Here is a 25,952-nt window from a genome sequence, read left to right as displayed (position 1 = left end):
GCCGTCGCCGGGGTCGGGCCGCCGGACGACCCAGTCGCGGGCCTCGAAGCGGTCCATCCGTCACGGCGGTGGACGCACCGCAGAACGCGGAGCGGCTTCCTGAGCCGGTCTGACCCGGTCCGACGTGACCCGACTCGGCCTGGGCGGCTGATCGACGGAGTCGGCGCGGTTCGTGCGGAGCGCGGGTGCCCCGACGGGTGCCCGCGCTCTGTCGTTCCGCGGTGCGCGGGAGCGGAGTTTCAGCCCAGTTGGGTGTAGCGGGTCAGCGCCGTGCGGAAGGAAGTCGGGTGTACCGCCAGGGGGTCGGTGTAGGGGTTGCGGAGTTGCAGGACGAACAGGACGGCGAAGGCGATGATCGCGCCGACGAAGGCCAGGGCGGTCGCGTGGCGGCGGTCCGCGGTCGGGCCGACCAGGGCCGGGAAGACGATCGCGAAGACGCCGGTGACGATCATGGCGACCGGGAGCACGACCGGGGTGATCGAGGACGGGTCGGCGAGGCGGGCGTGGCGTTTGACGTACAGGTCGGCCACCGCCGCCTCGGTGTCGGCGGTCCGGTCGTGCGCGGTGGCGGCAGCGGCGTCGACGCGGGAGGCGATCAGGTCGAGTTGGCGCCATGCGCGGGGGGTGTCGTGCCCGTCGGCCAGGGCCGGCCACTCCTGGTCGATCACCGTGTGGGTGTAGTCGCGCAGTCCGGCGCGCACGGCCTCGCGGTCGGGGGGCGGGAGTGCGCCGGCCGCCGCGTACGTCTTGGTCAACACCCGGGCCTCGTCGCTCGCGTGTTGGCGGACCGTGGCCTGGAGCTCCCATGCGCCGACGATCTGAAAGCTGGTCAGGAGCACGAAGGAGGACAACACGGCGCCGCCGCAGAAGGACAACAGTTGACCGTCGGTTCCGCTGGACTTCGTCTTCTCGCCGCGGCTCAGCAGGACGAGGGCTCCCGCCGCGACGCCGGCGCCGAGCAGGGCGGCGAGGATCCACAGGATCACGGGCGCACCCCGCGTCGGCTCGGGCCCGGCAGCAGCGCGGCGAGGGCGGCGGGCAGGATCGACACGATGAGGGCTGGGGCGAACCCGTCGGCGAAGCCGGAGCCTGCGGCGGCGTCGTCGGGTGGGGCGGCGGCCGGTCGCGACGGCCGGGACGCGGGCGGTGGTTCGGCGGAGGGCGCCCGGGTGTTCGGCGGCTCCGGGGTGGGGATCGCCTCGACGGGGGCGTGGGTGCGGGCGGGGGCGTTGACGCCGGCGGGCGCGGCGGGAGGCGGCCCTCCGGTCCGGATCGGTGCGGCCGGGGCCCGCTCGGTCGACGGCGGATGGCTGCTCGGCGGCCGGGACGGCCGAGACGCGGGCGGCGGTGTGGCCGGCCGGCTCGGGCATCGGCATCCGGGTCGTACGGTCACCGCGACGTCGTCGCCGATCCGGACCGAGGTCACCACACCCGGCTGGTACACGACGTGCACCCGGCCGGCGTGTACCTCCGTGCGCGCCGCGCCGGGCCGATTCCCGTCGGGTGGTCGGCCGTCGGCCGGCACGATCACCGCGACGGCGTCGTCGGCCGATGCCTCGAACGCCGCACCGCTCGCGACCAGGACCGGCAGACAGACGCACACGACCAGCAGACACCGAGCCGCACATCGAGGGTTGCCCATGGCATCAGAGTGACGACGCCACCTCGACACACTCCGACGAATACCGTCGAAACCCCACTTTCGAGTGACATCCGGTGAGGGCCGGCGCCCCTGTCCGTACTCGCTGTGACGATCGCGAGTGGTGGGTGCCGGTCGGTGCGGGAACCGGCCGACCGGGTCGCCGGTGCGGCCCGTCGCAGGGGCGAAGTGGGTTTCGCTTTAGGGGACTTGGCGTGTGGGTGAGGGGTTGGGTGGGGTGCGTGGGGCGGGGGACACTGTGGCCATGCGTGTTGCTCTCATGACGTCGGGTTCTCAGGGTGATGTTGCTCCGTTCACCGGGCTGGGGGCCGGGCTTCTCGCCGCCGGGCACAAGGTGACCCTGGTGACGCATGGGCGGTTCGAGCCGTTGGTGGCGGATACGGGAATGCGGTTTCACGCGTTGCCGATCGATCCGCAGGAGCAGATGCATTCGGAGCAGGGCCGGGCGCTGCATCGCAGCAACACCGGTGCGGGCAAGTTGGTTCGGGTGTTGGCGCTGGCCCGTTCGTTGGCGTGCGAGATGGCCGACGGTCTGGTCGAGGCCGCGCAGGGGCAGGACGTGATCGTGGCGTCGGCGTCGTTGGCGCCCGCCGCGTGCACGATCGCCCTGGGGTTGGGGGTGCCGTGCGCGGGGGCATATCTGCAACCGCTGCATCCCACAAGGGAGTTCGCGCCCGCGATGGTCTCGGAGCACTCTTTGGGCCAGGTGGGCAATCGGTTGGCCGCCCATGCGGTCGACATTGCCCTCGACCGGGTCTACACCGATGTGACCCGCGACCTCCGCAAGCGCCTGGGGCTGCCGGCGGCCGGTCCGACCACGGCGCGGCGGGCGCGGGAGCGTCGAGGCTGGTCGGTGGTGTACGGATACAGCCCGATCGTCGTGCCGCGCCCCGCGGATTGGCGGCCGGGGTTGGATCCGGTCGGCTATTGGTGGCCGTACGACTCGCGCGAACTGACCGCGCCGGTCGAGGATTTTCTTCGGGCCGGTCCACCGCCGGTGTTCGTCGGCCTGGGCAGCGCCACCGTTCCCGATCCCGAACGGGTGAGTGAGCAGGTGGTACGCGCGCTGCGGGCCGCGGGGCTGCGCGGGATCGTGCAGCGGGGGTGGGCCGATCTCGGCGCCGTGGGCGACGACATGCTCACCGTCGACGACATCCCGCACCACCTGCTGTTCCCCCGCGTGGCCGCGGTCGTCCACCACGCCGGGGCCGGCACCGCCGCCGCGGGGCTGCGCGCGGGCGTGCCGAGCGTACCCGTGCCGATCCAGCTCGACGGCGCCTTCTGGAGCGATCGGCTCGTGCGACTCGGTGTCGCGCCGCGCGCGGTGCCGCTGCGCCGGCTCGCCGCGGACACCCTGCGGGCGGCCCTAGTCGAGGCCACCGGCCACCCGCGCTACCGCGACCGCGCCGGCGCGATCGCCGCCCGGCTCGCCGTGGAGGACTCCGTCGGACCCGTCGACGCGTTGTTGGGCCGGCTCGCGGGCGGCGGCGGGAGAAGTCGCCGCGGTTGACGGCTATCGGTCGTCGTCCCGGACCGCCTCCCGGACTGCCTCCCGACCCCACGAGGTCTCCCGCAGGCCCGCCGGGGCGCCGCCGGCGGGCACTGGTTGACTTGGGCCGTGAGTACTGACGTTTGGCAGGTGGACGGTCTCGACCTCGGCGGCTATCTCGGGCGGCTCGGCCTCCCGGCGAGGGCGCCGGGGCGGCAGGCGTTGGACGAGTTGCACGAGGTGCATGTCCGGACGTTCACGTTCGACGACATCGACGTGTTCCTCGGGCGGCCCGGCGGGGTGGATCTGGCGGCCGTGCAGGAGAAGTTCGTGGGCCGGGGGCGGGGCGGCTACTGCTTCGAGCACTCGACGCTGTTCGCGGCCGCGCTGGAGCGGCTGGGCTACGACGTGATCCGGCGGCTCGGGCGCGTCGGCGATCCGGCCGACGGCAGTCTGCAGGGCCGGACCCACATGGCCGTCGAGGTCACCGTGGACGGACAACGGCTGCTGTGCGACCCGGGGTTCGGGATGAGCGTGCTGCGCCCGATGCCGGTGGCGCACGGAGCGCAGGACGACCACCTCGGTTGGCGCTACCGCATCGACCGCGACGACGAGGTGTGGCGGATGCGCCGTTGGCGCGACGGCGGCTGGCAGATGATGCACTCCGTCGACGAACTGCTCGTGCTGCCCGTCGACGTCGAGATCGCCCACTACTACACGAGCACCCACCCGACGTCGCACTTCAAGCGCACCCTGATGATCACCCGCCACCTGCCCGGCCGGCACGTCACCGTCACCCATGCCGCGCTCACGGTGCGCCGGACCGACGCGCCCACCGAGCACCGCCCGCTCCGCGAGGGCGAACTCGCCGACTGGCTGCGCGTCCTGGAGGTCCCGCTCACACCGGACGAGGAGCGACTCCTGCTCACCCGCGCCGCCGAGGAAGCCGCGGCGCAGGCGTGAGTCGTCGGGGCGGCGTTCGTCGTCGCGTGGGTTGTCGGTCGGGGCGCGTAGCGTTCGGGAAATCGGGGGTGGGCCTCGAAGTCGCGGATCCGTGAGGGGAATTCATGTATCGCCAGGGTGACATTCTGCTGCTTCCCGTCGACGAGGGTGCGGTGCCCGTCGGGGTGACCGGGTTGCCGGCCAAGCCGCGCGACGGGCGTGGCCGGATCGTGCTCGCGCTGGGCGAGGTCACCGGGCACGCGCACGCGGTCGTGGGCGCCGGCACGCTGTTCCTCGACCCGGAGCCGACCACCATCGGCCACCTCAAGATCGACGCGCCGACCCGGCTCGTGCACGAGGAACACGCGACGATCTCGCTGCCCAAGGGCTGGTACAAAGTGGTCCGCCAGCGCGAATACATCCCGGGCGCCGTCCGTATCATCGCGGACTGACCCGCCACCCCGACCGCCGACCCGCCACTTTCCCGGAGCCTTTCGTGACCGCCGCCCCGACCGTTTTCCCGCAGCTCACGCTCGCGCACCGGGCGACCCTCGCCGAGTCCGCCGACGGGTGGGCCGAGGTCGCCGCGGCCGCGCGGCCCGCCGATCGGGACGCCGCCGAGCGCGGCATCCGGGCCGCCTACCGGGCCGCCGGGCTCGCCGAACCCGGCAAGATCCTGTGGTACGCGTCGCCGCTCGCCGCCGCCGTGGCCGCGACCGTGGTGTCCGGCGCCTTCAAGCCGCAGGAACTCGCCGCGCTGCGGTTGCCCGTGCGCGCCCCCATGGCGTCGCGCGCCGGGGCGAGCGTGCGCGACCGGATCCGGTCGGCGAGTTGGGAGCGTGCCCGGGCCGACGCGGTCGCGCTGCTCGGCCACACCGGCTGGGCGCAGGCCTGGGGCGAGATCGCGGAACGCCTGTGGGACCCGACCACGAGCCTGTCCGCGCGCATCCGCGACGGCATCGAGGAGGCCGTGCTGTCCGCGACCGGCACCGACCGCGGCCCGGCCCGGCGCGGCACGGTCACCCCGACGGCGCCCGTGGCCCGAGAGGCCCGCGCGGCGACCCTCGACGCGCTCGGCGGCCAGCACGACGCCGCCTGGCTCGCCGCGTTCGACGGCCTGCGGCGGTGCTTCCCGCGTCTGGACGCCTCCCCGTCGGCGGCCGCGCTGGACGCCGTCGCCGAGGTCGCGCGGTCCGCGGGCTGGTGGTGGCCGTACGAGAACGTCGTCCTGGTCGCCGAACGCCCCACCGTGCTGCACCGCGACGAGTCCGCGCGCCTGCACAACGGCGAGGGCGCCGCGTTGGCCTTCCCCGACGGCTTCGCGCTGCACGCGTGGCGCGGCATGCCCGTCCCGGCCGACTTCGTGACCACCCTCGGGCCGGCCGGCGGCGCGTTGAACGCCCAGCGGATCCGTGACGAGGACAACGCCGAACTGCGTCGCGTCATGCTGGAGATCTACGGCTACGACCGCTACCTCGCCGAGGTCGGCGCCCGCCCGCTGCACCGCGACGAGACCGGCGTGTTGTGGCGCATCGAACTGCCCGGCGACGAGCCGATCGTGATGGTCGAGGTGCTCAACTCCACCCCGGAGCCCGACGGTTCGGTCCGCGTCTACTGGCTGCGCGTCCCGCCGACCACGCGCACCGCCCGCGCCGGCGTCGCCTGGACCTTCGGCCTGACCGAACAGGAATACCGCCCGGCCCGGGAGACCTGAGCCGCCGCCGACGCAACCGGCGGCACCGTCAAGCGGTTGCCGGGCCGGCACCGGTCGGCCGAGCCGCGCCGCCGTCCGGGCGCGGCCCGGTGCCGTACCCCGCCGGAATGCGCTCCAGGATCCCGCCCGCGAAGACGTCGTACAGCGGCAGCGCGTCCATGTGGACGTAGCCGATGTGGCAGTCGCACAGCGGGCGCGGACACGGGCGGCGCCCCAGGGCCGCGCGGAACGAGCCGTCGTAGAGGTTGCCCAGCACCTCGGGTACGAAGTGGCACCGACGCACCACGCCGTCGCCGTCGACGCTGACCACCGTGTCCCCCGTCCGGCACGCCGCCCCCGCCGAGACGTGGGCGTGCCGGCTGAAGCCGAAGTGCGGGTCGAGGTCGGTCCACGCCGCGGCCTCGGCGTCGGTGTACGTACGGCCCTCGGCGGCGTTCACCCACAGGTACACCTCGGCCGGCAGGTCACCGCGCAACCTCCGGGCGGCGGCCAGGTGTTCGGGGAGGCCGACGACCCCGACGCCGAAGCGCACGCCGCGCGCGCGGAGTTCGCGGCAACGGCCGAGGAAGCGCTCGTACGGCACCTGGTCCGGGTGATACGTCCCCCACAGCGCCAACCGCCGCAGGTCCGCCGCCTCGGTCCACGACGGCCGGGCACCCAGGTTCGTCTGCACGGCGACACGGTCGACGTTCGGCAGGTGCGTCAACTCGGCCAGGGTGCGCCGGTACCAGGGCCGGACCAGTGCCTCGCCCCACGGCGTGAACAGCACCGAGATCCGCTCCGGGGCCGCCGCGATCCAGTGTGCGAAGCGCGCCAACGCCTCGCGGTCGGCCAGGAGTTGCGCCCGCGAGTCGCGGCGCTTGGCGAACGGACAGTAACCGCAGTCGTAGTCGCAGGAGGCGAGTGGCCCGCGATACAGGATCGTCAACGGCCGCGCGGCTTCCCGGGCCGAGGCGAGGGAGAGCGACAGCGGCACGCTCACCGCGCCCGATACCCGTCCATGAGCGCCGCCGCGGCCGAGGAGAACAGCGCGGGGCCGATGGCGTCGGACCGGCCGAGGCCGTCCTCGGTGAGTGCGATGCGATCCGCGTCGACGCTCAACAGGCCGTGCTTGGCGAGGGGTTCCAGCTCCCGGGCGAAGTCCGCGGCGGCGTCGGAGTCGAACCGGGCGCGGTACTCGGCGACGTCCACGCCGTCGACCTGGAGCAGCGAGGTCAGCAGGTGCCGGCGTTTTTGCTCGGCCGCGTCGAGGCGGTAGCCGAACCGGGCGCGGGAGAAGGCGTCCCGGTCCAGGGCCACATACTCGTCGATGATGCCGCGCACCTCGCCCACGTTCACCGCGTAGTCGAACGAATAGTGTAGCTCGCTCGTGTACGACCGGGCGCCGCAGCCCAGCCCCACCATCCCGTCGCGCTGGCACCGGTATCCGGTGTCCGCGTCGGCCGGGGCACCGGCACGACGGAACATCCGCATCGACACTTGCTCGTATCCGGCCGCGCGCAGGTGGTCGCGGCCCGCGCGGTAGAGCGCGAGCCGGTCGTCGTCCCAGTCGGCGCGCGAGACGGCGCGTCGGCCCAGGCCGGTGAGCGGGCGCACGTACAGCGGGTACAGATAGATCTCCTCGGGCCGCCAGGCGAGCGCCGCGTCGAGGGAGTCGAGCCAACTGGCGTGCGTCTGGCCGTCGATGCCGTAGATCAGGTCGATGTTCAGGGTCGGGATCGCCGCCTCGCGGATCGCGGTGAGCGCCGCCTCGACCTCGGCGCGCTTCTGCGGCCGCCCCGCGGCCCTCGCCTCCGCGTCGAGGAACGACTGCACGCCGATGCTCACCCGGGTCGTGCCGTGCGCGGCCAGGACCGCGAGCCGGTCGGGCGTCGCGGTCGCCGGCGAGGTCTCCACCGACAGCGGCATCGATCCGAACCCGGCGCCCATCACCTCGGCGGCGATGCGGAACATCCGGGTCAGCTCGGCGGCTTCCAGGTAGGTCGGCGTGCCGCCGCCGATTGCCCCGACCGCGAACCGCGCGTCGGGCACCGCCTCGCGTACCGCGTGCGCCTGCCGCTCCAGCGCGTCCAGGTAGCGCGCCACCAACTCCTGTGGCGCGCCGGTGCGGGTGAACAGGTTGCAGAACCCGCAGCGCATCTCGCAGAACGGTATGTGCAGGTACAGGAACAGCGCGGACAGGTCCTGCCCGGCCCACACGTCGCGCAGCGCGGGCGCGGGTTCGAGCGGCCGATAGGCGGTCTTGTGCGGGTACGAGTAGACGTATCCGGTGTACGGGGACCCGATGTCCACGGACGGGGCCTCGGCGGCGGTCGGGGCCATGGGACGGGTACCTCCGGACGTGCGACGGGTATTGCGACGAACCCCGCGAGCCTAGGCGGCCGACCCGACACGGTGGGCACCCGGGGCCGACACCTGCGGCACCGCCGCCACCCGGGCCCGTTCCGGTCCGCCCGGGGCCGCGCTCACCACTGGCCCGGGTCGAGGGTGAAGTGGGCGTACGGGACCGTCCACACCACCTCGTGGCCGAGCCGATGGCCGGTGTACCCGTCCTCGCCGTAGGCCGTGCCGTGGTCGGACGTGACGATCGCGAAGCAGGGGCGGCGGCCGCTCATCGCCCGGAACAGCCGGCCGATGTGCCGGTCCACGTACTCCAGCGCCGCGGCGTGCGTCTCCCGGGTGTCGCCGTCGGCCGGGTCGGCGCCCGCCAGGTGGAACCAGTTCGGCTGGTGCAGCGCCGAGACGTTGACCAGGAGAAACAACCTCCGGTCGGGGTCCAGCGCACCCACCACCCGCTCGGCGCACGCGACCTGGGCCTCGAACGAGGTGGGCGAGGCGACGCCGAGTTCCGGATCCCAGTGGCTCTCCGCGAACATGCCGGGCAACACCGAGCCGAGCGCGCCCCGCTTGTTGAAGAATCCGACGCCGCCGATACAGGCCGTGTGGTAGCCCGCCGCGGCCAGTGCGGTCGGCAGGTCCGCGTCGTCGAAGACCCACGTGTGCGGCGCGGTCGACTCGCTCCCGCCGAACCGGGCGGCGAACAACCGCGGATGCGGACCCCGGCCCACCGGCGTCGGCAGGAAGCCGGCGAGGAAGGCGGTGTGCGCGGCGTAGGTGAAGCTCCCCGGGGTGTGCCGCCGCTCCCACCGGCCGTCCGGGAGCACTTGCGCCAGGTTGGGCAGGCGCCCCGCGGCGACCAACTCGGCGGCTACGTCGTAGCGCAGCGTGTCCAGGGTCACCATCAGCAGATCGTGCCGGCCGACGACGGCGTTCATGTCCACGGGCGCGGACCGGCCGCCGCGATCCCCGGGTTCGGGCGGTCGAGGTGTCGTCATGTCGGGCACGGAACTCGATCCTCGTCTCGGGGCGCCGCACCGGTGGATCCGGCCGGCCGCCAACCTTCTCCCAGGGCGTGGACCTGCTCCCCCCACGTGTCCCGCCCCTGATGCAGCACACCCGGCAGCAGGTCCCCGAACGCGTTGACCTCACCCACGGCGTGCCGGCGCCGGTCCACCGCGAACAGCAGGTCGACGCCGACGTGCAGCGTACGGGGGAAACATCCGGCCGCCCGGACGCAGGTCGCCATCGCCCGTGCCCACGCGTCCTCCCCGACCGCGCCGCGCACCGCCGCGACATCGCCGCGCGCGTTGCCCAGGTGCAGGTTCGTCATCGGCGACCGGCTCGACCGGGCCACGACGTGTGTGGCCCGTCCCGCGACGACCAGGACGCGCAGGTCGGTCGCGCGCCCGTCCAGGGTCAGCTTCGGCAACCACGCCTCGACGTGCAGGCCGCCCGCGTCGCAGTCGGCGCCGAGCGCGTCCACGAGCGCCGCGACGTCGGCTTCGTCGCGATATCTGCTGATCCGCAGCGAGTTGTACAGGGCGACGCCGGCGGCCTCGCGCACGAGTTCGACGGACGTCGTCGCCTGGACGCGCGTCGTGCCGTGCGTCTCCAGGGCCACCACACCCGACGCCGACGACCCGTGCGGCGGCTTGACGAACACCCGGGGGCAGCGCGCGTCGGCCATCCGCCGCCGCAGGTCGGCGTACGAGCGCACCGGCTCCGCGCCGGGCCCGGTCAGCGCGCGCGGCAGCGGAACCCCGCGCGCCTCCAACAACGCGTGCGCCCGGCGCTTGTCGAACATCACCGCGATCTCCCCGGCGTCGTTCACCGACCACGCCCCGGGGGAGGCCGCCACGGCGGCCTCGATCCGTGCGAGGGCGGCGACGAACGCGGCATGCCGGGCGCTGCCGCCCTCGACCCGGAACGGGTCGGCGGGCGCGCCGCTCAGCAGTGCGTGCACGGCGGCGTCCTCGCCCGGCGAGTCGATCCGCACCGGCCCGGCGGGGAACCCGAGCGGCCTCCGGGCGAGGACGTCGCGCCAGGCGAGCAACCGCGGCTCCGGCAGCCCCGCGGCCTCGGCCGCCGCGGCGAACCCGGCCACGCGGCGGTGGCCGGGATTGCCCACGACGGTGACGGCAGGGTGTGCGATCACGCCGCCACTCCCGCGCGGCGGGTCATTCGGCGACCTCGACATAACGGCCCGAGCCCCAGTCCCGCAACTCCTCGGGGCGGCTGATGTCGACGGTGACCCCGTGCGGGCGCAGCGTCTCCCGCAGGCGCTCGGCCATCGTGTCGGACACGAAGTGGTGGTTGACGCGCAGCGTCTTCAGGTGGGTGAGCGGCTGGCCGGCGAGCAGCGCCTCGACGCCCTCGTCGCCCAGCGTCCCCATCGACAGGTCGAGGGATTCCAGGCGGGCGGTCAGCGGCGCGGCGGCCACGGCCGCGGCCACGGCGTCCTGGATCTCACTGTTCATCAGACCGAGCCGGCGCAGCGCCGGGACGCGTACGCCGGACATCAACTCCGCGAGATCGTCGACGGTCGCGGTGCCGTCGTAGTGGCTGACGCCCAGCCAGATCTCCAGGTCCTCCAGGGCCGGGAGGTCGCAGAGGCCGATGGCGCCGACGAGGCGTGCGGACAGGCCGCCGCTCTCGAACCGCAGGGTACGCAGCGCGTCGTGCCGCAGCGGCTCCAGCGCAGGCGCGGTGTCCGGGTTGCCGTCGAAGGCGCTGCCGCGCACGACGAGTTCCTCGAGTCGCGGGTACGCCCGCAGCACCGGGGTGAGGGTGCCGATGCCCATCCACGAGATCTCGGACTCCTCCTGGACGACGTCGCCGAGGAACAGGTGACGCAGGTTCGGGAAGCGGTCCGCGTGCTCGACCAGGAGCGCGAGCGCGGGACTCTCGGCGGACAGGTCGTCGCTCCAGCACCCGCACAGCAGCGCGGTGACCCGGGCGGTGTCGACGGTGTCGAGGAAGTACCGGAAGAGCTTCTCGAACTCGGCCTCCTCGTGTTCCCACGGGTCCACCCGGATTCGCCAGGCGACGGCGTCCGGCGCGTGGTCCGGCGTGGTCGACGTCGCGGTGGAGTCGCGGTGTTGGAGGTCGGCGACGGGCAGGCCGCCGAAGTGTGCGGTGAACTCGTAGAGCGACATGCGCTGTTCTCGGCTTCCGGGCGATGCGGACGGCCGGACGGCGGGATGCCGTTCGGCCGATGGGGGTGTGCGGGGCGAGCGGGTCGGTCACTCGGCGACGGCGATGTAGCGCCAGGCCTCCTCGCCGTCGTCGTCGGGCTCCTGCGGGTCGCCGAGGTCCAGCGCGAGGCCGGGTGCCGCGAGGGCCGCGGTGAGTCGTTCCCGCATGGCGGGGGTGATGAAGTGGTGGCTGAGGTTCAGCACCCGCAGGTGTCCGAGGGGCTGGCCCAGGAGCAGCGCCTCGGCGCCCTCGTTGCCCAACGCGCCCATGGACAGGTCGAGTTCGGTCAGCCGCCCGAGGACGGGGGAGGCCGCGACGGCGGCCGCGACCTCGTCCTGGATCTCGCTGTTCATCAGGCCGAGCCGGGTGAGCGCGGGCAGGCCGCCGGCACGCAGGATGCCCTCGATGTCGCGCACGGTCGCGTCGCCGCCGTACTCGTCGGTGCCCAGCCACAGCTCCAGCGTGCGCAGCGCCGGGAAGGTGCTCGCGCCGACCGCGCGCACCACGCGCCCGGGGAGCCCGCCGGTACGGAACTCCAGGTGCCGCAGGCTCTCGTGCCGCACGGGATCGAGCACGAGGTCCTGGCCGCCCTGGACGATCAGCGTCTCCAGCCGGGGAAACGCCTCGAACAGCGGCGTGATGTCCGACTGGAGGATCCACGAGATCTCGTTCTCCTCCGGCGCGATGTCGCCGAAGTAGAGGTGTCGCAGCGCGGGCAGCCGGTCGGCGGCGTCGACGAGCGAGCGCACCGCCTCCTTCGAGTCCTCGCCCGGCTCCCACATGCCGACCAGCAGGGCGGTGACCCGCGGTGTGTCGACGGTGTCGAGGAAACGCGCGACGTGCTCGGCGAACTTCTCCGTGCTCCGATACCCCTCGATCCGCAGCCGCCACGCCGCGTCCGCCGCGGCGGGGAGCGGCCGCGCGTTCCTCGCCGCCGCGTTCTCGGCCCGCGTGGCCTCGGGGTTCGCCTGCGGGGGAAGCTCGGCTATGGGCAGTCCGGCGAACCGCTCGTCGCCGTCGTAGTTCGACATGGGCCATGCCTACCAGAGCCCGGTGACCACGGAGCGGGGGGTCTACCAGTCGAGCCGGCCGCCGAGGCGCAACCGCAGCCACAACACCAGGCGTTCGTCCGGGTCGGCGAGATCGAACCCGAAGATCTCCGTGGCCCGGGAGAGCCGGTAGCGGATCGTGTTCGGATGTACCGACAGCAGATGCGAGGCGGCCGCGACATCGCCGTCGGCGTCCAGGTAGGCGAGGATGGTCGACGCGTAGGTGGTGCCGTGTTCGACGTCGTGGGCGCGGATGGCCGGTCCGAGCCTGCGGGGGACCACCTCGTGTGTGGCCAGCATCGCGGCCAGCGCGGACAGTGTCGCGCCGGCCCACATCTCGTCGATCGAGGCCACCTCGCACGGTTGCGGATCGCCCGGCCGCTCGGACAGCGCGCGCAGCACCAGATCCGCGTCGGCGCGCGAACTCTCGATCGAGCGCAGTTCCTGGACGGGCGAGCCGAGTCCGGCCCGGACGGGCACCCGGAGCGCGCTGTGCGCCCGCCGCGCGATGTAGGCGACGAGTTCGCGGTGCGCGTTCGGCGACGGTTCGCCCGGGAGCAGCGCGTAGACCGTTCCGTCGATCAACGCGCAGCCGTGTCTGCCGTAGCGCGCCTCGCAGTGCAGGCTGACCAGGTCCGCCAGCCGGGTGGCCGCGTGGGCGGTGAGCGCGTCCTCGGCATCGACCGAGGCGACGGCGAACGCGGCCATGGCGACGGGCAGGTTCGGGTCCAGGCCGAGCTGGGGGGCCACCGCCGTGACACTGCTCGGGTCGGCCAGCAGCCGCCGCAGCAGGTCGGCGTACCTGCGCCGGACGGCGGACTCCGTGGTGCGGGCCGCGAGCAGGTGCAGCGCGACGTTGTCCGCCACATCGGACAGGGCCTGTTCGGCGGCGGAGTCCAGGTGTTCGCCGGCGTCGACGACCCAGATCGACCCCAACACCTCGCTGCCCACCCGCACGGCGACGCCGAGCCGGGGAAGTCCGCCGGGAACGGCGGGGAATCGGCAGGTGCGCCCGAGCCGGGTGAGCACGCGGTACTGCTCGTCGTAGTCCGGGCCGTCGGGCACCTGGAGGCCGAGGATGCCCTGGCGGCGGCCCTCGTCGACGGCCTGGCCGGGCAGGGTCGAGTAGGCGAGGATGCGCCGGTGCGGATCCTCGATCACGGTGGCTCCGCCGACCATGCCGGCGATCGCGTTGGCCAGCGCGAACAGGTCGCCGAAGGCCGGGGCGCCGGCCGCCTGCCCGAAGCGCACGGCGGGGGTGAGGGCCGAGGAGATCATGGCGTCCAGGTGGTGCCAGGCCACCGCCTCGTTGGCGGCCAGGAGTACGATGCCGGCCTGCCGGGCGGCCTCCACCAACGCGGTGACCGGCTCGCCGAAGCTCTTCACCACCAGGCAGGCGTACCCGGCCTGTGCCGCCGAGCCGATCAGGTCCATCGCCCGCGCCTCGTCCATCCCCACGCCGACGGCGAGCAGGATCGCGTCGGTGACGGCCGGGAAGGGGAGCGGGGCGCGTCGCTCGTGGATGAGTACGCCCGAGACCGGCACCGGCTTTTCCGGCGGTTCGGTCAACGGCCGCAACAGTGACGAGCCCAATACCTCCAGGACCTGTCCGAGATCGGGAACCCCGGTACCGAGCATTCTCACCTCTTTGGCCGGACCCACAAAGCATTCGGGAAATCTCTGGACCGGCATCACATGCCCCCGGCCGATCCGGGCGCCACGCTTTCCGCATGCACAATTCGGCAAGCGTGCGGCGGGCGCATCCAGTGACCGTACCTGCTACGGCCCCATGGAGCGCAACCGACCGCAGCCGGCCGTGACGAGCCGAATGCCGCAGGTGACCGTCGACCGTTTTTGCCGCTCGCCGATATCGAAATCCGTGTCCGTCGGGCGTTATCGATTACGGCACACGTATAGGTGCCGCAGAAGGAGACATTGTGCGATACAGGACGAGTGCGGTCGTGGCCTTGGCGTGTGCGGCGTCTTTGTTGACGGTGCCGGCGAAGGCGGGCGCGGCGGCGCCGCGGTGTGACACCACGCCCATCCGGGCGGCGATGAAGGCTTTGGAAGGTGTCGGCGCCACGGGGATGACCGTGACGGTGAAGAGCCCGAACTGCGGTGTGCGCACGGGCGGTGTCGGCGTCGCCGATCGCAGGACGGGCCGCAGGGTCGTCGGCGACGAGCACAGCCGCATCGGCAGCGACACCAAGACGTGGACGGCCACGGTCGTGCTGCAACTCGTCGGCGAGGGCCGGATCGGCCTCGACGACACGGTGGACGACTACCTGCCGGGTCTGATCCGCACCAGGCTCTACGACGGGCGCACCATCACGATCCGACAGCTTCTGCAGCACACGAGCGGCCTGCCCGACTACCTGGACGCGCCGTTCTGGGAGGACGAGGACGCGCACCGGTGGGATCACATCGAGCCCCTGCAGACGGTCCGGCAGGCGCTCGCCCTGCCCAGGCCCGAGCGCGCGCCGTCGGGCTTCGCCTACTCCAACACCAACTACAACCTGGTCGGCCTGATCGTCAAGGAGGTCACCGGCCGCGACATCGCCACCGAGATCGAGGAGCGGATCATCGCACCGCTCGGGCTGTGCGAGACCGAATGGGCGGGTGATCGCACCACGTTGCCCAAGCCGGAGTTGCGCGGTTACGCGGAGCGGGGCAAGACCCTGGTGGACCGGACCGAATGGAACACCTCCGAAGCCGACGCGTCGGGTGCGCTGATCTCCGACGGTGCGGACACCACCGCCTTCTGGACCGCCCTGTTGACCGGGAAGCTGCTGGCCCCGGCCCAACTCGCGGAGCTGAAGACGACGGTCGCGGAGGACGTCGCGAACGAGCGCTACGGGCTGGGCGTCGAGCGCCACGAGCCCTACCCGGGCTTCGTGTTGTGGGGACACAGCGGCAGCATGTCCAGCGGCCACAAGTTCCGGAACGCCGTCACCGACGACGGCCGACGGTCGGTGACGCTGCTGATCGGTTCGGAGTCGTTCGACTCGGACCGGGTGGACGCCATCATGAGCAAGCTCCTGCGCGACCTGCGCTGACGGCGACATCATCGCGGCGGGGCCGGTTTTCGGCTCCGCCGCGATGACGCGTGGTCGGTCGGTGCGGTCAGTCGGTGGGATGCGTCGTGGCGCCCTCCCAGGCGAGGTAGCGGTCGACGGAGCGGCGCAGGACCGCGTTGCCGTCGGCGGTGACCACGCGGTCCCACCAGGCGCCGTAGATGCGTTCGAAGCGGTATCGGCCGAGGAGTTCGGCGGCACGGCGGACGGCGTCGGGGTGTTCGGGGATGTGGTTCGCGTAGCTGTGCATGACGGTGATCCAGCGGCAGTCCGGACAGACGTTGAGGACATCGCCCGAGAAGAGTGCCCCGCCGCCCGCGCTCCAGTGCAGGACGGCGCTGCCCGGGAAGTGGATCCTCGGGTTGATCAGCGTGAGTTCGTCGGTCAGTCGACGGGTCTCGCCGGACCAGAAACGCAGCGCCGGGTCGGGGCGTCCGACCCAGGAGCGGTCCGCTTCGTGCAGGTGGACGGGCGCGTCGAAGGCGTGCGCCCACTCGACCATCACGGAGTAGAAGTGGGGGTGGCTGATCGCGATGGCGGTGATGCCGCCGAGGTCGGCGACGGCCTCGGCCATGGAGTCGTCGAGGTAGGGCGGGCAGTCCCAGAGGATGTTGCCCTCGGTGGTGCGCAGCAGCAGCGCGCGTTGGCCGATGGCGATGGACTCCGTGGTGCCGATACCGAGGACTTCGGGGCCCTGTTCGGCGAACTTCGCGGTGTGGCCCGCGGCGCGCAGCTCGGCGAGGGTGGTCCACCGCTGGCCGGCGACGGGGACGTACTGGCGGTCGTCCCGGCAGACGGGGCAGTCGGGGCGGGGGCCGGCGTACTGGGTGCCGCAGGCGGTGCAGATGGGGAGAGCGGCGCCGGAGGAGGTGCGCCGGGCGGGCACGGCGGCGGGTGCGGGGCCGGTGTCAGGCACGGTCGCCGGCGGCGAGGTCGGTGGTCGGGGAGGCCTGGGTGGGCCGCCAGCCGAGCAGGCGTACGGCACGCTCGCCGGAGACGGCCTGGTCGAGGGCGAGTGCTTCGGCGAACGGGAAGCCGAGGGTTTCGGCGGCCTGTTCGAGCGGCCACGGCTCGGCGCGGCCGATACCGCCCGCGGCGACGTCGACGGCGGCGGCGAGGGCCGGGGTGGCGACGGCCTCGACGCCGACGCCGTGCCACAGGGTGCCGGCGTCGGCCTTGGCGAGGACGAGCGCGTACAGGGCGGCGAGGTCGTCGACGTGGACCATCGGCCAGCGGGTGCCGGGCGTTCCGACGTAGCGGCCGGTGCCGTGCTCCTTGGCCCAGCCGAGCATGAGGGCGGGTATGCCGCCGCCGTGGCCGTACGCGATGCCGGGGCGGATGACGGCGCTGCGCACGTCGTCCCGGGCGGCGGCCAGGACCTGCTGCTCGATGCGGGGGCGGTAGCCGACGATGTCGATCGCGTCGGTGGGGGCGTCCTCGTCGACGGCCTGGTCGCCGGTGGCGCCGAGCACCCAGATGCCGCTGGTGTAGACGAAGGCGCGGCCGGTGCCGCGCAGCGGTGCGGTGAGGGCTTCGACGGCGTCGGCGTCGGCCTGTTCGTCGCCGGTGGGGGTGGCGAGGTTGACGACGGCCTCGATGTCGTCGGTGACGGCGTCGCGGAGGCCGGCCGGGTCGGTGAGGTCGCCGAAGCGCACGTCGAGGCCGGGCTCGGACGGGGTGCCGGTCTTCAGGAACGGGACGACGGTGTGGCCGTCCTCGATGAGGCGGCGGGTGACGGCGGTGCCGATGTAGCCGGTGGAGCCGAGGACGAGGACCTTCATGGTGTGCCCCTGGTGCGTGTGGGTCCGTGGGCCGATCCGGTGGTGATCGGCCTTGTCGGGACGACACTAGGGACGCGTGGGGGTGTGGCGGATCCGTCGAATGACCGGGGTGGGTACCGGGTCGCCGGGGTCCGGCCGATCGTCGCGGGTGCTTTGTCGTGCCGGGCGTCGGGTGCGCGGTCAGGTGCTCGGCCAGTCGAGGGTGCCCAGTGCGGCGCGGGAGGTGATGCCGAGCTTGGGGTAGGCGTTGGAGAGGTGGTAGCCGACGGTGCGCGGGCTGAGGAACAGGCGGGCGCCGATGTCGCGGTTGCTGAGCCCGGTGGCGGCCAGGCGGGCGACGTGTAGTTCCTGCGGGGTGAGCCGCGCGGTGGCGTCGGTGGGGTCGCCGGTGCCGACCGGGCCGGCCGCGGGGGCGCCGACGGCGCGGAGTTCGGCGGCGGCGCGGTGGTGCCACGGGCCGGCGCGCAGGGTCTCGAAGGCGGTGAGGGCGGCCGTGAGGTGGGTGCGGGCGGCGGCGCGCTGCCGGTTGCGGCGCAGCCATTCGCCGTAGAGGAGTTCGGTGCGGGCCCCTTCGAAGGGCCGGCCGTCGCCGCGGTGGGCTTCGAGGGCGGAGCGGTACAGGTCGCCGGCGGTGTCGTCGGCGGCGAGCAGGGCCCGGCAGCGCAGCGCGACGGCGCGCGCCCACGGGGTGCCGGTGCCGTGTGCCCAGGCGGCGAACCGCTCGGCGGTGCGCCGGGCTTCGTCGGGGCGGCCGAGGCGGGCGGCGGCCTCGACGTGGTCGGCGAGGCCGTGGATGGCGACGGCGACGTGGGCGCGGGGGCCGTCGGCGATGTCGGTGAGCCGGGTCAGCGCGGTTTCGTGGCGGCCCCGGCCGAGATCGAGGAGGGCCTCGGCGCAGGCCGTCCAGACGGCCGGCCCGCCGCCGGCGCCGGCGTGGCGGGCGGCGGCGCGATACCCGTCCTCGTCGCCGTCGATGGCGGCGAGGACGGCGAGCACGCCGTGGAGCATGGCCTCGTGGTGGTGGTTGGCGGTGCTTCGGGCGATGTCGAGGCCCTCGACGGCGGTGCGGTGCGCGTGTTCGTGGCGGCCGAGGAACAGGCGGCAGCGGGCGAGTCGGAGCAGCAGCGTGGGCAGGGTGCCGATCGCGCCCTGTTCGCGGGCCCGCCGTTCGAGGATCTCGGCGCGGTCGTGCACGCCCCGGTAGTCGCCGAGGAGCATGTCCCAGCCCTGTAGGCGGGTCTCGTCCGCGAGCGGGCGGGTGCCGCCCGCGGCCCGCGTGCCGTCGGTGAAGCGGCGCAGGAGAGGGTGGCCGGCCTCGGGGTTCTTGGTGGCGAGGTGGTGGAGGGCGAGGGCTCCGGTGTGCGCGGGGCCGGCGCCGAAGTCGAGGCCCGCGAGCGTGTCGAGGATGCCGGTGGTGGCGCCGGCCGGATCCGGGGTGTCCCAGGCGGCGGCGACGGCCTCGAAGAGGATCCCGGCGGCGGTGTCCGGGTCGTGCGGCGCGGTGGCGCGCGCGGCCTCGACGAGGATGAGGCGGGCGGCGTCGGGGCGTCCGGCGGTGTGTTCGACGGTGGCGCGGATCGACGCGAGCCTGGCGGTCACCGCCGGACCGTCGGCGTACGGCGCGGCGGCCTCGGCGAGCGCGGCGGCGGTCTCGGGGCGACCCGCTTCGGCGGCGGCGAGCGCGGCCTGGGTGAGCCGGTGGGCGCGGAGCCGGGGGTCCTCGGTGAGTTGGGCCGCCCGCCGGTACGCGGTGGCGACCGTCGCGCGCCCGCCCCGGGCGCGGAAGTGTTCGGCCGCCTCCTCGAGTCGGTCGGCCACGGCGGCGTCGTGGCCGACCGTGGCGGCGGCCAGGTGCCAGGTCTGCCGGTCGCGGTCGCTCTCGGGCAGCGCCGCGGCGAGCGCGTGATGGGCCGCGTTGCGCCGGCCGAGCGTGGCGCCGTGATAGGCCGCCGCGCGGGCGAGCGGATGGTGGAAGGCGAGGTGGGTGGGGGTGAGATGGATCAGCCCGGCGTGTTCGGCGGGTTCGAGATCCTCGGGCAGGGCGCCGAGTTCGCGTCCCGCGCGCAGGACCAGGGCGGGGTCGCCGGTGTCGTCGGCCGCGGCGAGGGTGAGGAGCGTGCGGGTGGCGGCGGGCAGGGTCCCGATGCGTTCGTCGTACAGGCGACGGACCCGCCAGGACGCGGGCAGCACCGCGATCTCGTGGTCGTCGAGCAGGTCCGCCTCGGTGCGCAGACCGGGCGTGAGGGCGGCGGCGAGTTCGACGAGGGCGAGCGGATTCCCGGCCGCTTGGCGCAGCAGCCTGCGGCGCACGGCCGGGGTGAGGCCGGGGGCGTGCCGGTCGAGCAGCGCGGCGCCGGCGTCGTCGTCCAGCGGCTCCAGGCGGTGCACGGGCAGCCCGGGTGCGTCGAAGTCGGCCGACCCGTCGCGGGCGGCGAAGACGATCGCCACGGGCTCGGCCGCGAGCCGGCGCGCGGCGAACAGCAGGGCGTCGGCGCTCTCCTGGTCGAGCCAGTGCGCGTCGTCGACGAGTACGATCAGCGGCTGCTCGTCGGCGAGTTCGCCGAGCAGGCCGAGCGCGGCGGCGCCGACGAGGAACCGGTCGTAGTCGCCCGGCACGGCCGGATCGGCGGCGGACCCGTGCACGGCGCGGCGCAGCGCGTCGGCCTGATGCGGGGGGAGCCGGCCGGCCAGATGCAACGCCTCGCGAAGCACGACATGCAGGCCCGCATACGGCAGCCGAGCCTCCGACTCGACCCCAGCCCCCCGCACCACCCGCACCCCCACACCGGCATCGCGCGGCACGCACAGACCCGTCCCCGACTCGCCCCCGGCGTCGCGCGGCGCGGGCAGCCGGGTTCCGGCCTGCCCGTCGGCGCCGCATGGCACGTGCGGCCCCGTTCCGGCTTCGGGCTCGGCGCCGCGCAGCACCCGCACCCCCACACCGGCCCCGCGCGGCACGCACGGACCCGTGCCCGACCCGTCCCCGGCGTCGCGCGGCGCGGGCAGCCCCGTTCCGGCCTGCCCGTCGGCGCCGCATGGCACGTGCGGCCCCGTTCCGGCTTCGGGCTCGGCGCCGCGCAGCACCCGCAGCCCCACACCGGCATCGCGCGGCACGCACAGACCCGTCCCCGACTCGCCCCCGGCGTCGCGCGGCGCGGGCAGCCGGGTTCCGGCCTGCCCGTCGGCGCCGCGCAGCACCCGCAGCCCTGCGGTGGCCCCCGCCCCGGCGTCGCGCGGCGCGCTCAGGGCCGTTCCCGACTCGCCCCCGGTGTCGCGCGGCGCGGGCAGCCCCGTTCCGGTCTGCCCGTCCGTGGCGTGCGGCGGGCGTAGGTCCTTTGCGGTTTCGGCTGCGGCGTCGAGTAGTGCGCTCTTGCCGGTGCCGATGTCGCCGATCAGGACGACCGCGCCCCCGTGTCCCCGGGCGGCGGCGCGGACCAGGGTGTCGAGGGCGGCGGTGTGGGGCGTTCGTCCGTGCAGCACGAAGGTCAACTTATCCGGGGGCCGAGGCCGCGACCGCGACCGGGCGTCACGGCCGCGTGGGCGCCACCTGCGCAGTGGCGACCGCGCCCGTGTCCTGCGGGGCCCGGTCGGCGGTGTTCTCCGGGTGATGGCAGGCCACCTGTTGACCCGGCCGCAGCTCCTCCAACGGCGGCTCGGCCGTCGTACACACCGACGTGGCCTTCCAGCACCGAGTGTGGAAGCGGCAGCCGCTGGGCGGGTCGATCGGCGAGGGCACGTCGCCTTCGAGCCGCACCCGCTCGCTCCGGTCCTTTCTGCGCCGCGGGTCCGGGATCGGGACGGCCGACATCAGCGCCTTCGTGTACGGGTGCATCGGCGCCCGGTAGAGCAACTCCCGGTCGGCGAGTTCGACGATCCTGCCGAGGTACATCACCGCGATCCGGTCCGAGACGTGCCGGACGACGGACAGATCGTGCGCGATGATCACGTAGGTCAGGCCCAGTTCGCGCTGCAGGTCGTCCATGAGGTTGACGACCTGGGCCTGGATCGACACGTCGAGCGCGGACACCGGCTCGTCCGCCACCACCAGCTTCGGCCCGAGGGCGAGCGCGCGGGCGATGCCGATGCGCTGGCGCTGACCGCCGGAGAACTCGTTCGGGTAGCGGTTGTAGTGCTCGGGACTGAGGCCGACCACCGACAGCAGTCGCTGCACCTCCTTCTTGATGCCGCCCTCGGGCTCGACGCCCTGGAGCCGGAAGGGGGCGCCGATGATCGTGCCGGTGGTGTGGCGCGGGTTCAACGACGAGTAGGGGTCCTGGAAGATCATCTGCACGTCCCGGCGCAGCGGGCGCATGCCCCGCACGCCGAGGCGCGTGATGTCCTCGCCCTCGAACTCGATCGTGCCCGAGGTCGGTTCGAGCAGGCGGGTGATCAACCGGCCCATCGTCGACTTGCCGCAGCCCGATTCGCCCACCACACCGAGCGTTTCGCCCGAGCGCACCTCGAAGTCGATGCCGTCCACGGCCCGCACCGCGCCGGCCCGGCGCTGGAAGAGGCCCTTGCGGATCGGGAAGTGCTTCCGCAGCCCGGTCACCTTCAACAGGACCTCGCCGCGCGCGGCGCCCCCGGCGAGGGTGGTCGCACCGTCGGACGAGCCGACGGCACCGGCGGGCCGGGCGTGCTCGTGTGCGGGGTTGCCCACTGCGTCGTCCTCCGCGTTCTCGTTCACGATCTCGGCGCAATCTCTTCGGTCCGGATCCGCTCCCGCTGCTCCCGCGTCAAGTGGCAGGCGACCCAGTGCCGCTCGCCGACCTCGGTGGGTTCGGGGCGGACCGTGCGGGTGACGTCGTCCTTCGGCACGTCCGCGTACGGGCAACGCGGGTGGAAGGCGCAGCCGGACGGCGGGTTGATCAGCGAAGGCGGAGAGCCCTCGACCGGGACCAGCCGGTCCTGCTGTTCGCGGTCCAGGCGCGGCATCGAGCCGAGCAGACCCCAGGTGTAGGGGTGCCCGGGTTCGTGGAACACCCGTTCCGCCGGGCCCCGTTCGACGCAGCGGCCGGCGTACATCACCAGGACGTCGTCGGCGAGTTCGGCGACGACGCCCAGGTCGTGGGTGATCACGATGACCGCGGAGCCGAACTCCTTCTGCAGGTCCAGGACGAGGTCGAGGATCTGCGCCTGGACGGTGACGTCGAGGGCGGTGGTGGGCTCGTCCGCGATGAGCAGTTCGGGGTTGTTCACCAGGGACATCGCGATCATCGCGCGCTGGCGCATGCCCCCGGAGAACTCGTGCGGGTAGGCGTCGACCCGCTTGTCCGGCTGGGGGATGCCGACCCGGTCGAGCATTTCCACCGCCCGTCTGCGGGCGGTCCTGCGATCCACGTCGTGGTGGATCCGGTACGCCTCGACGATCTGCCGGCCGATCGTGTAGTACGGGTGCAGCGCGGACAGCGGATCCTGGAAGATCATCGCCATCCGGCGGCCGCGCAAGCGGCGTACGTGTTCGGGTCCGGCCGACAACAACTCGGTGCCGTCCAGCCAGATCTCGCCGGAGATCCGCGCCTTGCGCCTGCCGTACTGCCCGGTCGTGTGCAGGCCCATGATGCCGAGCGAGGTCACCGACTTGCCGGAGCCCGACTCGCCGACGATGCCCAGCGTCCGACCCTTCTCCAGGTGGAAGCTGAGCCCGTCGACGGACTTGACCACGCCGTCGTCGGTCGGGAAGTGCACCCGCAGGTCGCGCACGTCCAGGAACGGGCGCGGCGCGGTCGAGGCGCCGGCGGGCCGGTCGGATACGGCGGTGCTCGTGTCGGAGGTGGTCACGCGAGCCTCACACGGGGATCGATCACGGCGTAGAGCACGTCCACCAGGAGGTTGGCCAGCAGCACCGCGAGGGAGGTGATCAGGACGACGCCCAGGATGATCGGCAGGTCCTGGTTGCGGATGGCGTTCAGCACGGCCTGGCCCAGGCCCGGCAGGTTGAACGTCGACTCGGTGAGGATCGCGCCGCCGATGAGGGCGCCGAGGTCCATGCCCAGCATGGTCAGGATCGGCGTCATCGTGGAGCGCATGGCGTGCTTGCCGACGACGGTCCGCTCCGGCAGGCCCTTGGCGCGCGCGGTACGGATGTAGTCCTCGCCCAGCACCTCCATCATCGTGGCGCGGGTGATGCGCGCGTACATCGCCGCGTACAGGAAGGCGAGGGTGATCCACGGCAGGATCATGCCGCCGAACCAGCCGCCGGGATCCCGGCCGAACGGCACGTACTGCGCGTCGAGCCACTTCAGTCCGAACGCGAAGGTCGCCAGGGAGAGCATGCCGGTGAAGTAGATGGGCAGGGACACCCCCGCGAGGGCGGCGACCATCGCGCCGCGGTCCCACAGGCTGCCGCGCTTGAGCGCGGAGAGCACGCCCGCGGCGACCCCGAAGACCAGCCACAACACGGCGGCGCCGAGCGCGAGTCCCAGGGTCACCGGGAAACGGTCGGTCAGCACCGGCCAGACGGCCTGTTCGCTCTTGAACGAGTAGCCGAAGCACGGCGCGGAGCAGTGCACCACGTCGCCGCCGGTCGAGTAGGTGCGGCCCGCGAAGATGCCCTTGAAGAACTCCCAGGCCTGGACCTGGATGGGCTCGCTCAGACCGAGCTTCTCCCGCACGGCCTCGACCGCGGCGGGGTCGGCCTGCTTGCCGACGAAGCTCGCGGCGATGTCGACGCCCGTCCATTCGGGGACGAGGAAGAAGATGCCGAAGACCACCATGATGATGACCACCAGCATCACTGCGGCGGCGAACAGCCGCCTGATGAGGTAAGTGAGCACAGCTAACGGCCCGCCGCGGAGCACGGGCCGCCGGGTTTCCGGCGGCCCGCGGTCACGCCGCGCCGGCCTTCACCTGCCTTTCGTGCCGTTCGACGGGTGTGCCGGGGTTCACGGCGAAGTCTTCGAGGACTTGCCGGAGTCGAGGCCGAGACTGACGAAGTCGTAGCCGTTGTACGCGTCCGTCATGTAGACGTTGGTGAGTCGGCCGCCGCGCCAGTTCAGATACTTCTCGTAGGTGAAGGGCAGGTAGTACCCGCCCTCCATGACCTTGTGGTTGATCTGTGTGGCGATCCGGCCCTTGGCGCCCTCGTCGGGCTCCTTGGCGAAGGCGTCGAAGAGGTCGTCGATCGCCGGGTCCTTGATCAGGGCGTAGTTGACGTTGCCGCTCTCCAGGACGTACTTGCCGTCCCACAGCGGCCGGCCGAAGCCCTGGACGGACGGGAAGTCGGCGGCCCAGCCGTCGATGACGATGCCGTAGCCCTTCTTCGCCACGTTGTCGGGGCTGCCGACGATGCCGGAGGTCTGCGCGCCGTCGTACTGGTCGATCTGCGCGTCGATGCCGATCTTCTTCAACGACGCCTGCAGGGACTGGGCGGTGGCCACCTCGACCGGCTTGTTGTTGCGGACGGCGATGGTGGTGGTGAAGCCGTCCGGCTTGCCGCAGGCCACCAACTCCTGCTTGGCCTTGGCGACGTTTCCGTTGCGGTCGGCGCCGGCCATGTCGAACGGGTCGTACGTGACGCCCTGGGCGCCCGGGACCGTCGGCGGCAACATGTTGGTTCCGATGTCGCCGCCGGCGACGGGGCCGCCGCGCGCGGTCTGCAGGGACAGGTGGTCGGCCCCGTGGATGACCGCCTTGCGGCAGTGCTCGTTGTCGAACGGCTTCACGTTCTGCGGGAAGGCCGCGTAGCGGATGTAGCCGGAGAGCGGGTTGTCCAGGTTGCCCTTGTGCTGCTTGAGCGCGGTCTGGCGGCCCTGCGGCGACAGGCCGGACTGGCCGAGATCCAGGTCGTAGTCGCCGGCGATCAGCCGCTGGTCCATGTCGTTGGCGTTGGAGAAGAACTTGACGCTCACGGTGTCCGGATAGGCCCTGCGCACCGGGTCCGAGGCCTGCTTCCACTGCGGATTGCGGACCAGTTGCAGGTCCTTGCCCGGGTCGTACGACTCGAACCGGTACGGGCCGCTGGAGAACGGACGCAAGCCGTACTTGGACTTGGTGTCCTTGTCCTGACGCACCGGGGAGGCGGACGGGATCGCGAGCATCTGCGCGAAGTCGCTGTTGCGCTGCGGCAGTCGGAAGACGATCGTTTTGTCGTCGGGCGTCTCGATCGTTTTCAGACCGAGCTTGTCGGCGGACTCGTCCCGGTACGGGCCGTGATACTCGCCGTCGGGGTCGAGGATGTCCTTGAGGTAGACCGGGCCGCCCGACAACACGTCCTGCGCCCACTGGCGTTCGATGCCGTACTTGACGTCCCTGGAGGTGATCGGCCTGCCGTCCTCCCACGTGACCTCGTCGCGCAGGGTGAACGTGTACGTCTTGCCGTCGTCCGACACCCTGCCCATGTCGGTGGCGAGGTCGGGGGTCAGCGTGGCGCCCGCCTTGCCGGGTTCGGTCTTGTAGGTGACCAGTTGGCGGCTGTAGAACCGCATGAAGTTCCAGGCGAAGCCGTAGTAACTGCGCGTGGTGTCCCACGAGTCGCCGTCCTGGGTGCCGGCGAATCTCAGGGTGCCGCCTTTCGTCGTGGCGGTGTTGACGACCTTGGTGGTGGCGGCGTCGTAGCCGGCCGCGCTCGCCGTGTCGCCGTCACCGCCGCACGCCGCCGTGGTCAGCAGTCCTGCGACCACGGCCGCCGCGGCCAGTGCCTGCTTGCGCCGCTTTGGGGCGTGTCGGGTAGTCACGATCTCGGATCCTCCGGATTGTGTGCGGTGCCC

21 protein-coding genes are annotated in these 25,952 nt (G+C 73.1%); 5 read left to right on the top strand and 16 right to left on the bottom strand.

Features of this window, described 5'->3' with window-relative positions; genetic code table 11:
- Positions 1 to 239: 239 nt before the first annotated feature.
- Positions 240 to 986, bottom strand: a complete 747-nt coding sequence (locus tag B4N89_RS37820; protein ID WP_101897479.1) for a DUF4239 domain-containing protein — start codon at positions 984 to 986, stop codon at positions 240 to 242.
- Positions 983 to 1,642: a hypothetical protein gene (locus B4N89_RS48285; RefSeq protein ID WP_143658227.1), complete on the bottom strand. Its 660-nt coding sequence runs from the start codon at positions 1,640 to 1,642 to the stop codon at positions 983 to 985. Before B4N89_RS48285 ends, B4N89_RS37820 begins: the two co-directional genes overlap by 4 nt.
- A gap of 262 nt (positions 1,643 to 1,904) precedes the next feature.
- Between B4N89_RS48285 and B4N89_RS37815 the strand changes: the two genes are divergently transcribed.
- The 4 genes from B4N89_RS37815 (at position 1,905) to B4N89_RS37800 (ending at position 5,805) form a co-directional block, all read left to right on the top strand.
- Positions 1,905 to 3,170, top strand: coding sequence for a glycosyltransferase (locus tag B4N89_RS37815; protein ID WP_235619194.1), 1,266 nt, complete (start codon positions 1,905 to 1,907; stop codon positions 3,168 to 3,170).
- A 108-nt stretch (positions 3,171 to 3,278) separates the two neighbouring features.
- Positions 3,279 to 4,112 (top strand): arylamine N-acetyltransferase family protein, encoded by an 834-nt coding sequence (locus B4N89_RS37810; RefSeq protein ID WP_235619193.1) that lies wholly within the window; start codon positions 3,279 to 3,281, stop codon positions 4,110 to 4,112.
- Between the two features lie 104 nt (positions 4,113 to 4,216).
- Positions 4,217 to 4,543, top strand: a complete 327-nt coding sequence (locus tag B4N89_RS37805; RefSeq protein WP_078981072.1) for a hypothetical protein — start codon at positions 4,217 to 4,219, stop codon at positions 4,541 to 4,543.
- Between the two features lie 44 nt (positions 4,544 to 4,587).
- A complete protein-coding gene (locus B4N89_RS37800; RefSeq protein ID WP_078981071.1) occupies positions 4,588 to 5,805 on the top strand; it encodes a DUF6745 domain-containing protein in 1,218 nt (405 codons plus the stop codon).
- 28 nt (positions 5,806 to 5,833) lie between these two features.
- On the opposite strand, the gene B4N89_RS37795 is transcribed toward B4N89_RS37800, so the two are convergent.
- The 7 genes from B4N89_RS37795 to B4N89_RS37760 all read right to left on the bottom strand — a co-directional run bounded on the left by B4N89_RS37795 (position 5,834) and on the right by B4N89_RS37760 (position 14,027).
- A complete protein-coding gene (locus tag B4N89_RS37795) occupies positions 5,834 to 6,787 on the bottom strand; it encodes an STM4011 family radical SAM protein (RefSeq protein WP_235619192.1) in 954 nt (317 codons plus the stop codon).
- The gene (locus tag B4N89_RS37790) at positions 6,784 to 8,127 is read right to left on the bottom strand and encodes an STM4012 family radical SAM protein (RefSeq protein ID WP_078981070.1); all 1,344 of its coding nucleotides are present in this window, start codon (positions 8,125 to 8,127) and stop codon (positions 6,784 to 6,786) included. The genes B4N89_RS37795 and B4N89_RS37790 overlap by 4 nt, the downstream gene beginning before the upstream one ends.
- A 143-nt stretch (positions 8,128 to 8,270) precedes the next feature.
- Positions 8,271 to 9,080 carry an STM4013/SEN3800 family hydrolase gene (locus B4N89_RS37785; RefSeq protein ID WP_201261130.1) on the bottom strand — a complete coding sequence of 270 codons (810 nt, stop codon included), beginning with the start codon at positions 9,078 to 9,080 and terminating at the stop codon, positions 8,271 to 8,273.
- A gap of 56 nt (positions 9,081 to 9,136) precedes the next feature.
- Positions 9,137 to 10,342 (bottom strand): STM4014 family protein, encoded by a 1,206-nt coding sequence (locus B4N89_RS37780; protein ID WP_078981068.1) that lies wholly within the window; start codon positions 10,340 to 10,342, stop codon positions 9,137 to 9,139.
- Entirely contained in the window at positions 10,323 to 11,300 is a 978-nt protein-coding gene (locus B4N89_RS37775; RefSeq protein WP_078981067.1) for an STM4015 family protein, read from the bottom strand. Before B4N89_RS37775 ends, B4N89_RS37780 begins: the two co-directional genes overlap by 20 nt.
- A gap of 87 nt (positions 11,301 to 11,387) precedes the next feature.
- Positions 11,388 to 12,371: an STM4015 family protein gene (locus tag B4N89_RS48280; RefSeq protein ID WP_101897477.1), complete on the bottom strand. Its 984-nt coding sequence runs from the start codon at positions 12,369 to 12,371 to the stop codon at positions 11,388 to 11,390.
- A 42-nt stretch (positions 12,372 to 12,413) separates the two neighbouring features.
- Complete coding sequence (locus B4N89_RS37760; RefSeq protein ID WP_078981064.1) at positions 12,414 to 14,027, bottom strand: PucR family transcriptional regulator; 1,614 nt, start codon at positions 14,025 to 14,027, stop codon at positions 12,414 to 12,416.
- 449 nt (positions 14,028 to 14,476) lie between these two features.
- Here B4N89_RS37760 and B4N89_RS37755 point away from each other — a divergent pair, with 449 nt between their 5' ends.
- Entirely contained in the window at positions 14,477 to 15,445 is a 969-nt protein-coding gene (locus tag B4N89_RS37755; RefSeq protein ID WP_235619190.1) for a serine hydrolase domain-containing protein, read from the top strand.
- A gap of 67 nt (positions 15,446 to 15,512) precedes the next feature.
- On the opposite strand, the gene B4N89_RS37750 is transcribed toward B4N89_RS37755, so the two are convergent.
- The 7 genes from B4N89_RS37750 to B4N89_RS37720 all read right to left on the bottom strand — a co-directional run bounded on the left by B4N89_RS37750 (position 15,513) and on the right by B4N89_RS37720 (position 25,919).
- A complete protein-coding gene (locus B4N89_RS37750; RefSeq protein ID WP_235619189.1) occupies positions 15,513 to 16,379 on the bottom strand; it encodes an MBL fold metallo-hydrolase in 867 nt (288 codons plus the stop codon).
- Positions 16,372 to 17,244, bottom strand: coding sequence for an NAD-dependent epimerase/dehydratase family protein (locus B4N89_RS37745; protein WP_078981063.1), 873 nt, complete (start codon positions 17,242 to 17,244; stop codon positions 16,372 to 16,374). Before B4N89_RS37745 ends, B4N89_RS37750 begins: the two co-directional genes overlap by 8 nt.
- Positions 17,245 to 17,424: 180 nt before the next feature.
- The gene (locus B4N89_RS37740) at positions 17,425 to 20,724 is read right to left on the bottom strand and encodes a helix-turn-helix transcriptional regulator (RefSeq protein ID WP_143658226.1); all 3,300 of its coding nucleotides are present in this window, start codon (positions 20,722 to 20,724) and stop codon (positions 17,425 to 17,427) included.
- Between the two features lie 46 nt (positions 20,725 to 20,770).
- Positions 20,771 to 21,931 (bottom strand): ABC transporter ATP-binding protein, encoded by a 1,161-nt coding sequence (locus B4N89_RS37735; protein WP_078981061.1) that lies wholly within the window; start codon positions 21,929 to 21,931, stop codon positions 20,771 to 20,773.
- Positions 21,928 to 23,025 (bottom strand): ABC transporter ATP-binding protein, encoded by a 1,098-nt coding sequence (locus B4N89_RS37730; RefSeq protein WP_078981060.1) that lies wholly within the window; start codon positions 23,023 to 23,025, stop codon positions 21,928 to 21,930. Before B4N89_RS37730 ends, B4N89_RS37735 begins: the two co-directional genes overlap by 4 nt.
- The gene (locus B4N89_RS37725) at positions 23,022 to 24,020 is read right to left on the bottom strand and encodes an ABC transporter permease (RefSeq protein WP_078981059.1); all 999 of its coding nucleotides are present in this window, start codon (positions 24,018 to 24,020) and stop codon (positions 23,022 to 23,024) included. The genes B4N89_RS37730 and B4N89_RS37725 overlap by 4 nt, the downstream gene beginning before the upstream one ends.
- Before the next feature lie 108 nt (positions 24,021 to 24,128).
- Positions 24,129 to 25,919 (bottom strand): ABC transporter substrate-binding protein, encoded by a 1,791-nt coding sequence (locus B4N89_RS37720; RefSeq protein WP_078981058.1) that lies wholly within the window; start codon positions 25,917 to 25,919, stop codon positions 24,129 to 24,131.
- Positions 25,920 to 25,952: the final 33 nt, after the last annotated feature.

It is taken from the genome of Embleya scabrispora (genome assembly GCF_002024165.1).
Taxonomy (GTDB): domain Bacteria; phylum Actinomycetota; class Actinomycetes; order Streptomycetales; family Streptomycetaceae; genus Embleya; species Embleya scabrispora_A.
The sequence above is the reverse complement of the archived record's forward strand: the minus strand, read 5'-3'. Positions and strand labels throughout refer to the sequence as shown.

Excerpts from the sequence above, each read along its gene's own strand:
- B4N89_RS37805 (WP_078981072.1), top strand. The coding sequence starts at position 4,217 with ATGTATCGCCAGGGTGACATTCTGCTGCTTCCCGTCGACGAGGGTGCG.
- B4N89_RS37780 (WP_078981068.1), bottom strand. The coding sequence starts at position 10,342 with ATGTCGAGGTCGCCGAATGACCCGCCGCGCGGGAGTGGCGGCGTGATC.
- B4N89_RS37785 (WP_201261130.1), bottom strand. The coding sequence starts at position 9,080 with ATGAACGCCGTCGTCGGCCGGCACGATCTGCTGATGGTGACCCTGGAC.
- B4N89_RS48285 (WP_143658227.1), bottom strand. The coding sequence starts at position 1,642 with ATGGGCAACCCTCGATGTGCGGCTCGGTGTCTGCTGGTCGTGTGCGTC.
- B4N89_RS48280 (WP_101897477.1), bottom strand. The coding sequence starts at position 12,371 with ATGTCGAACTACGACGGCGACGAGCGGTTCGCCGGACTGCCCATAGCC.
- B4N89_RS37755 (WP_235619190.1), top strand. The coding sequence starts at position 14,477 with ATGACCGTGACGGTGAAGAGCCCGAACTGCGGTGTGCGCACGGGCGGT.
- B4N89_RS37745 (WP_078981063.1), bottom strand. The coding sequence starts at position 17,244 with ATGAAGGTCCTCGTCCTCGGCTCCACCGGCTACATCGGCACCGCCGTC.
- B4N89_RS37760 (WP_078981064.1), bottom strand. The coding sequence starts at position 14,027 with ATGCTCGGTACCGGGGTTCCCGATCTCGGACAGGTCCTGGAGGTATTG.
- B4N89_RS37775 (WP_078981067.1), bottom strand. The coding sequence starts at position 11,300 with ATGTCGCTCTACGAGTTCACCGCACACTTCGGCGGCCTGCCCGTCGCC.
- B4N89_RS37815 (WP_235619194.1), top strand. The coding sequence starts at position 1,905 with ATGCGTGTTGCTCTCATGACGTCGGGTTCTCAGGGTGATGTTGCTCCG.
- B4N89_RS37790 (WP_078981070.1), bottom strand. The coding sequence starts at position 8,127 with ATGGCCCCGACCGCCGCCGAGGCCCCGTCCGTGGACATCGGGTCCCCG.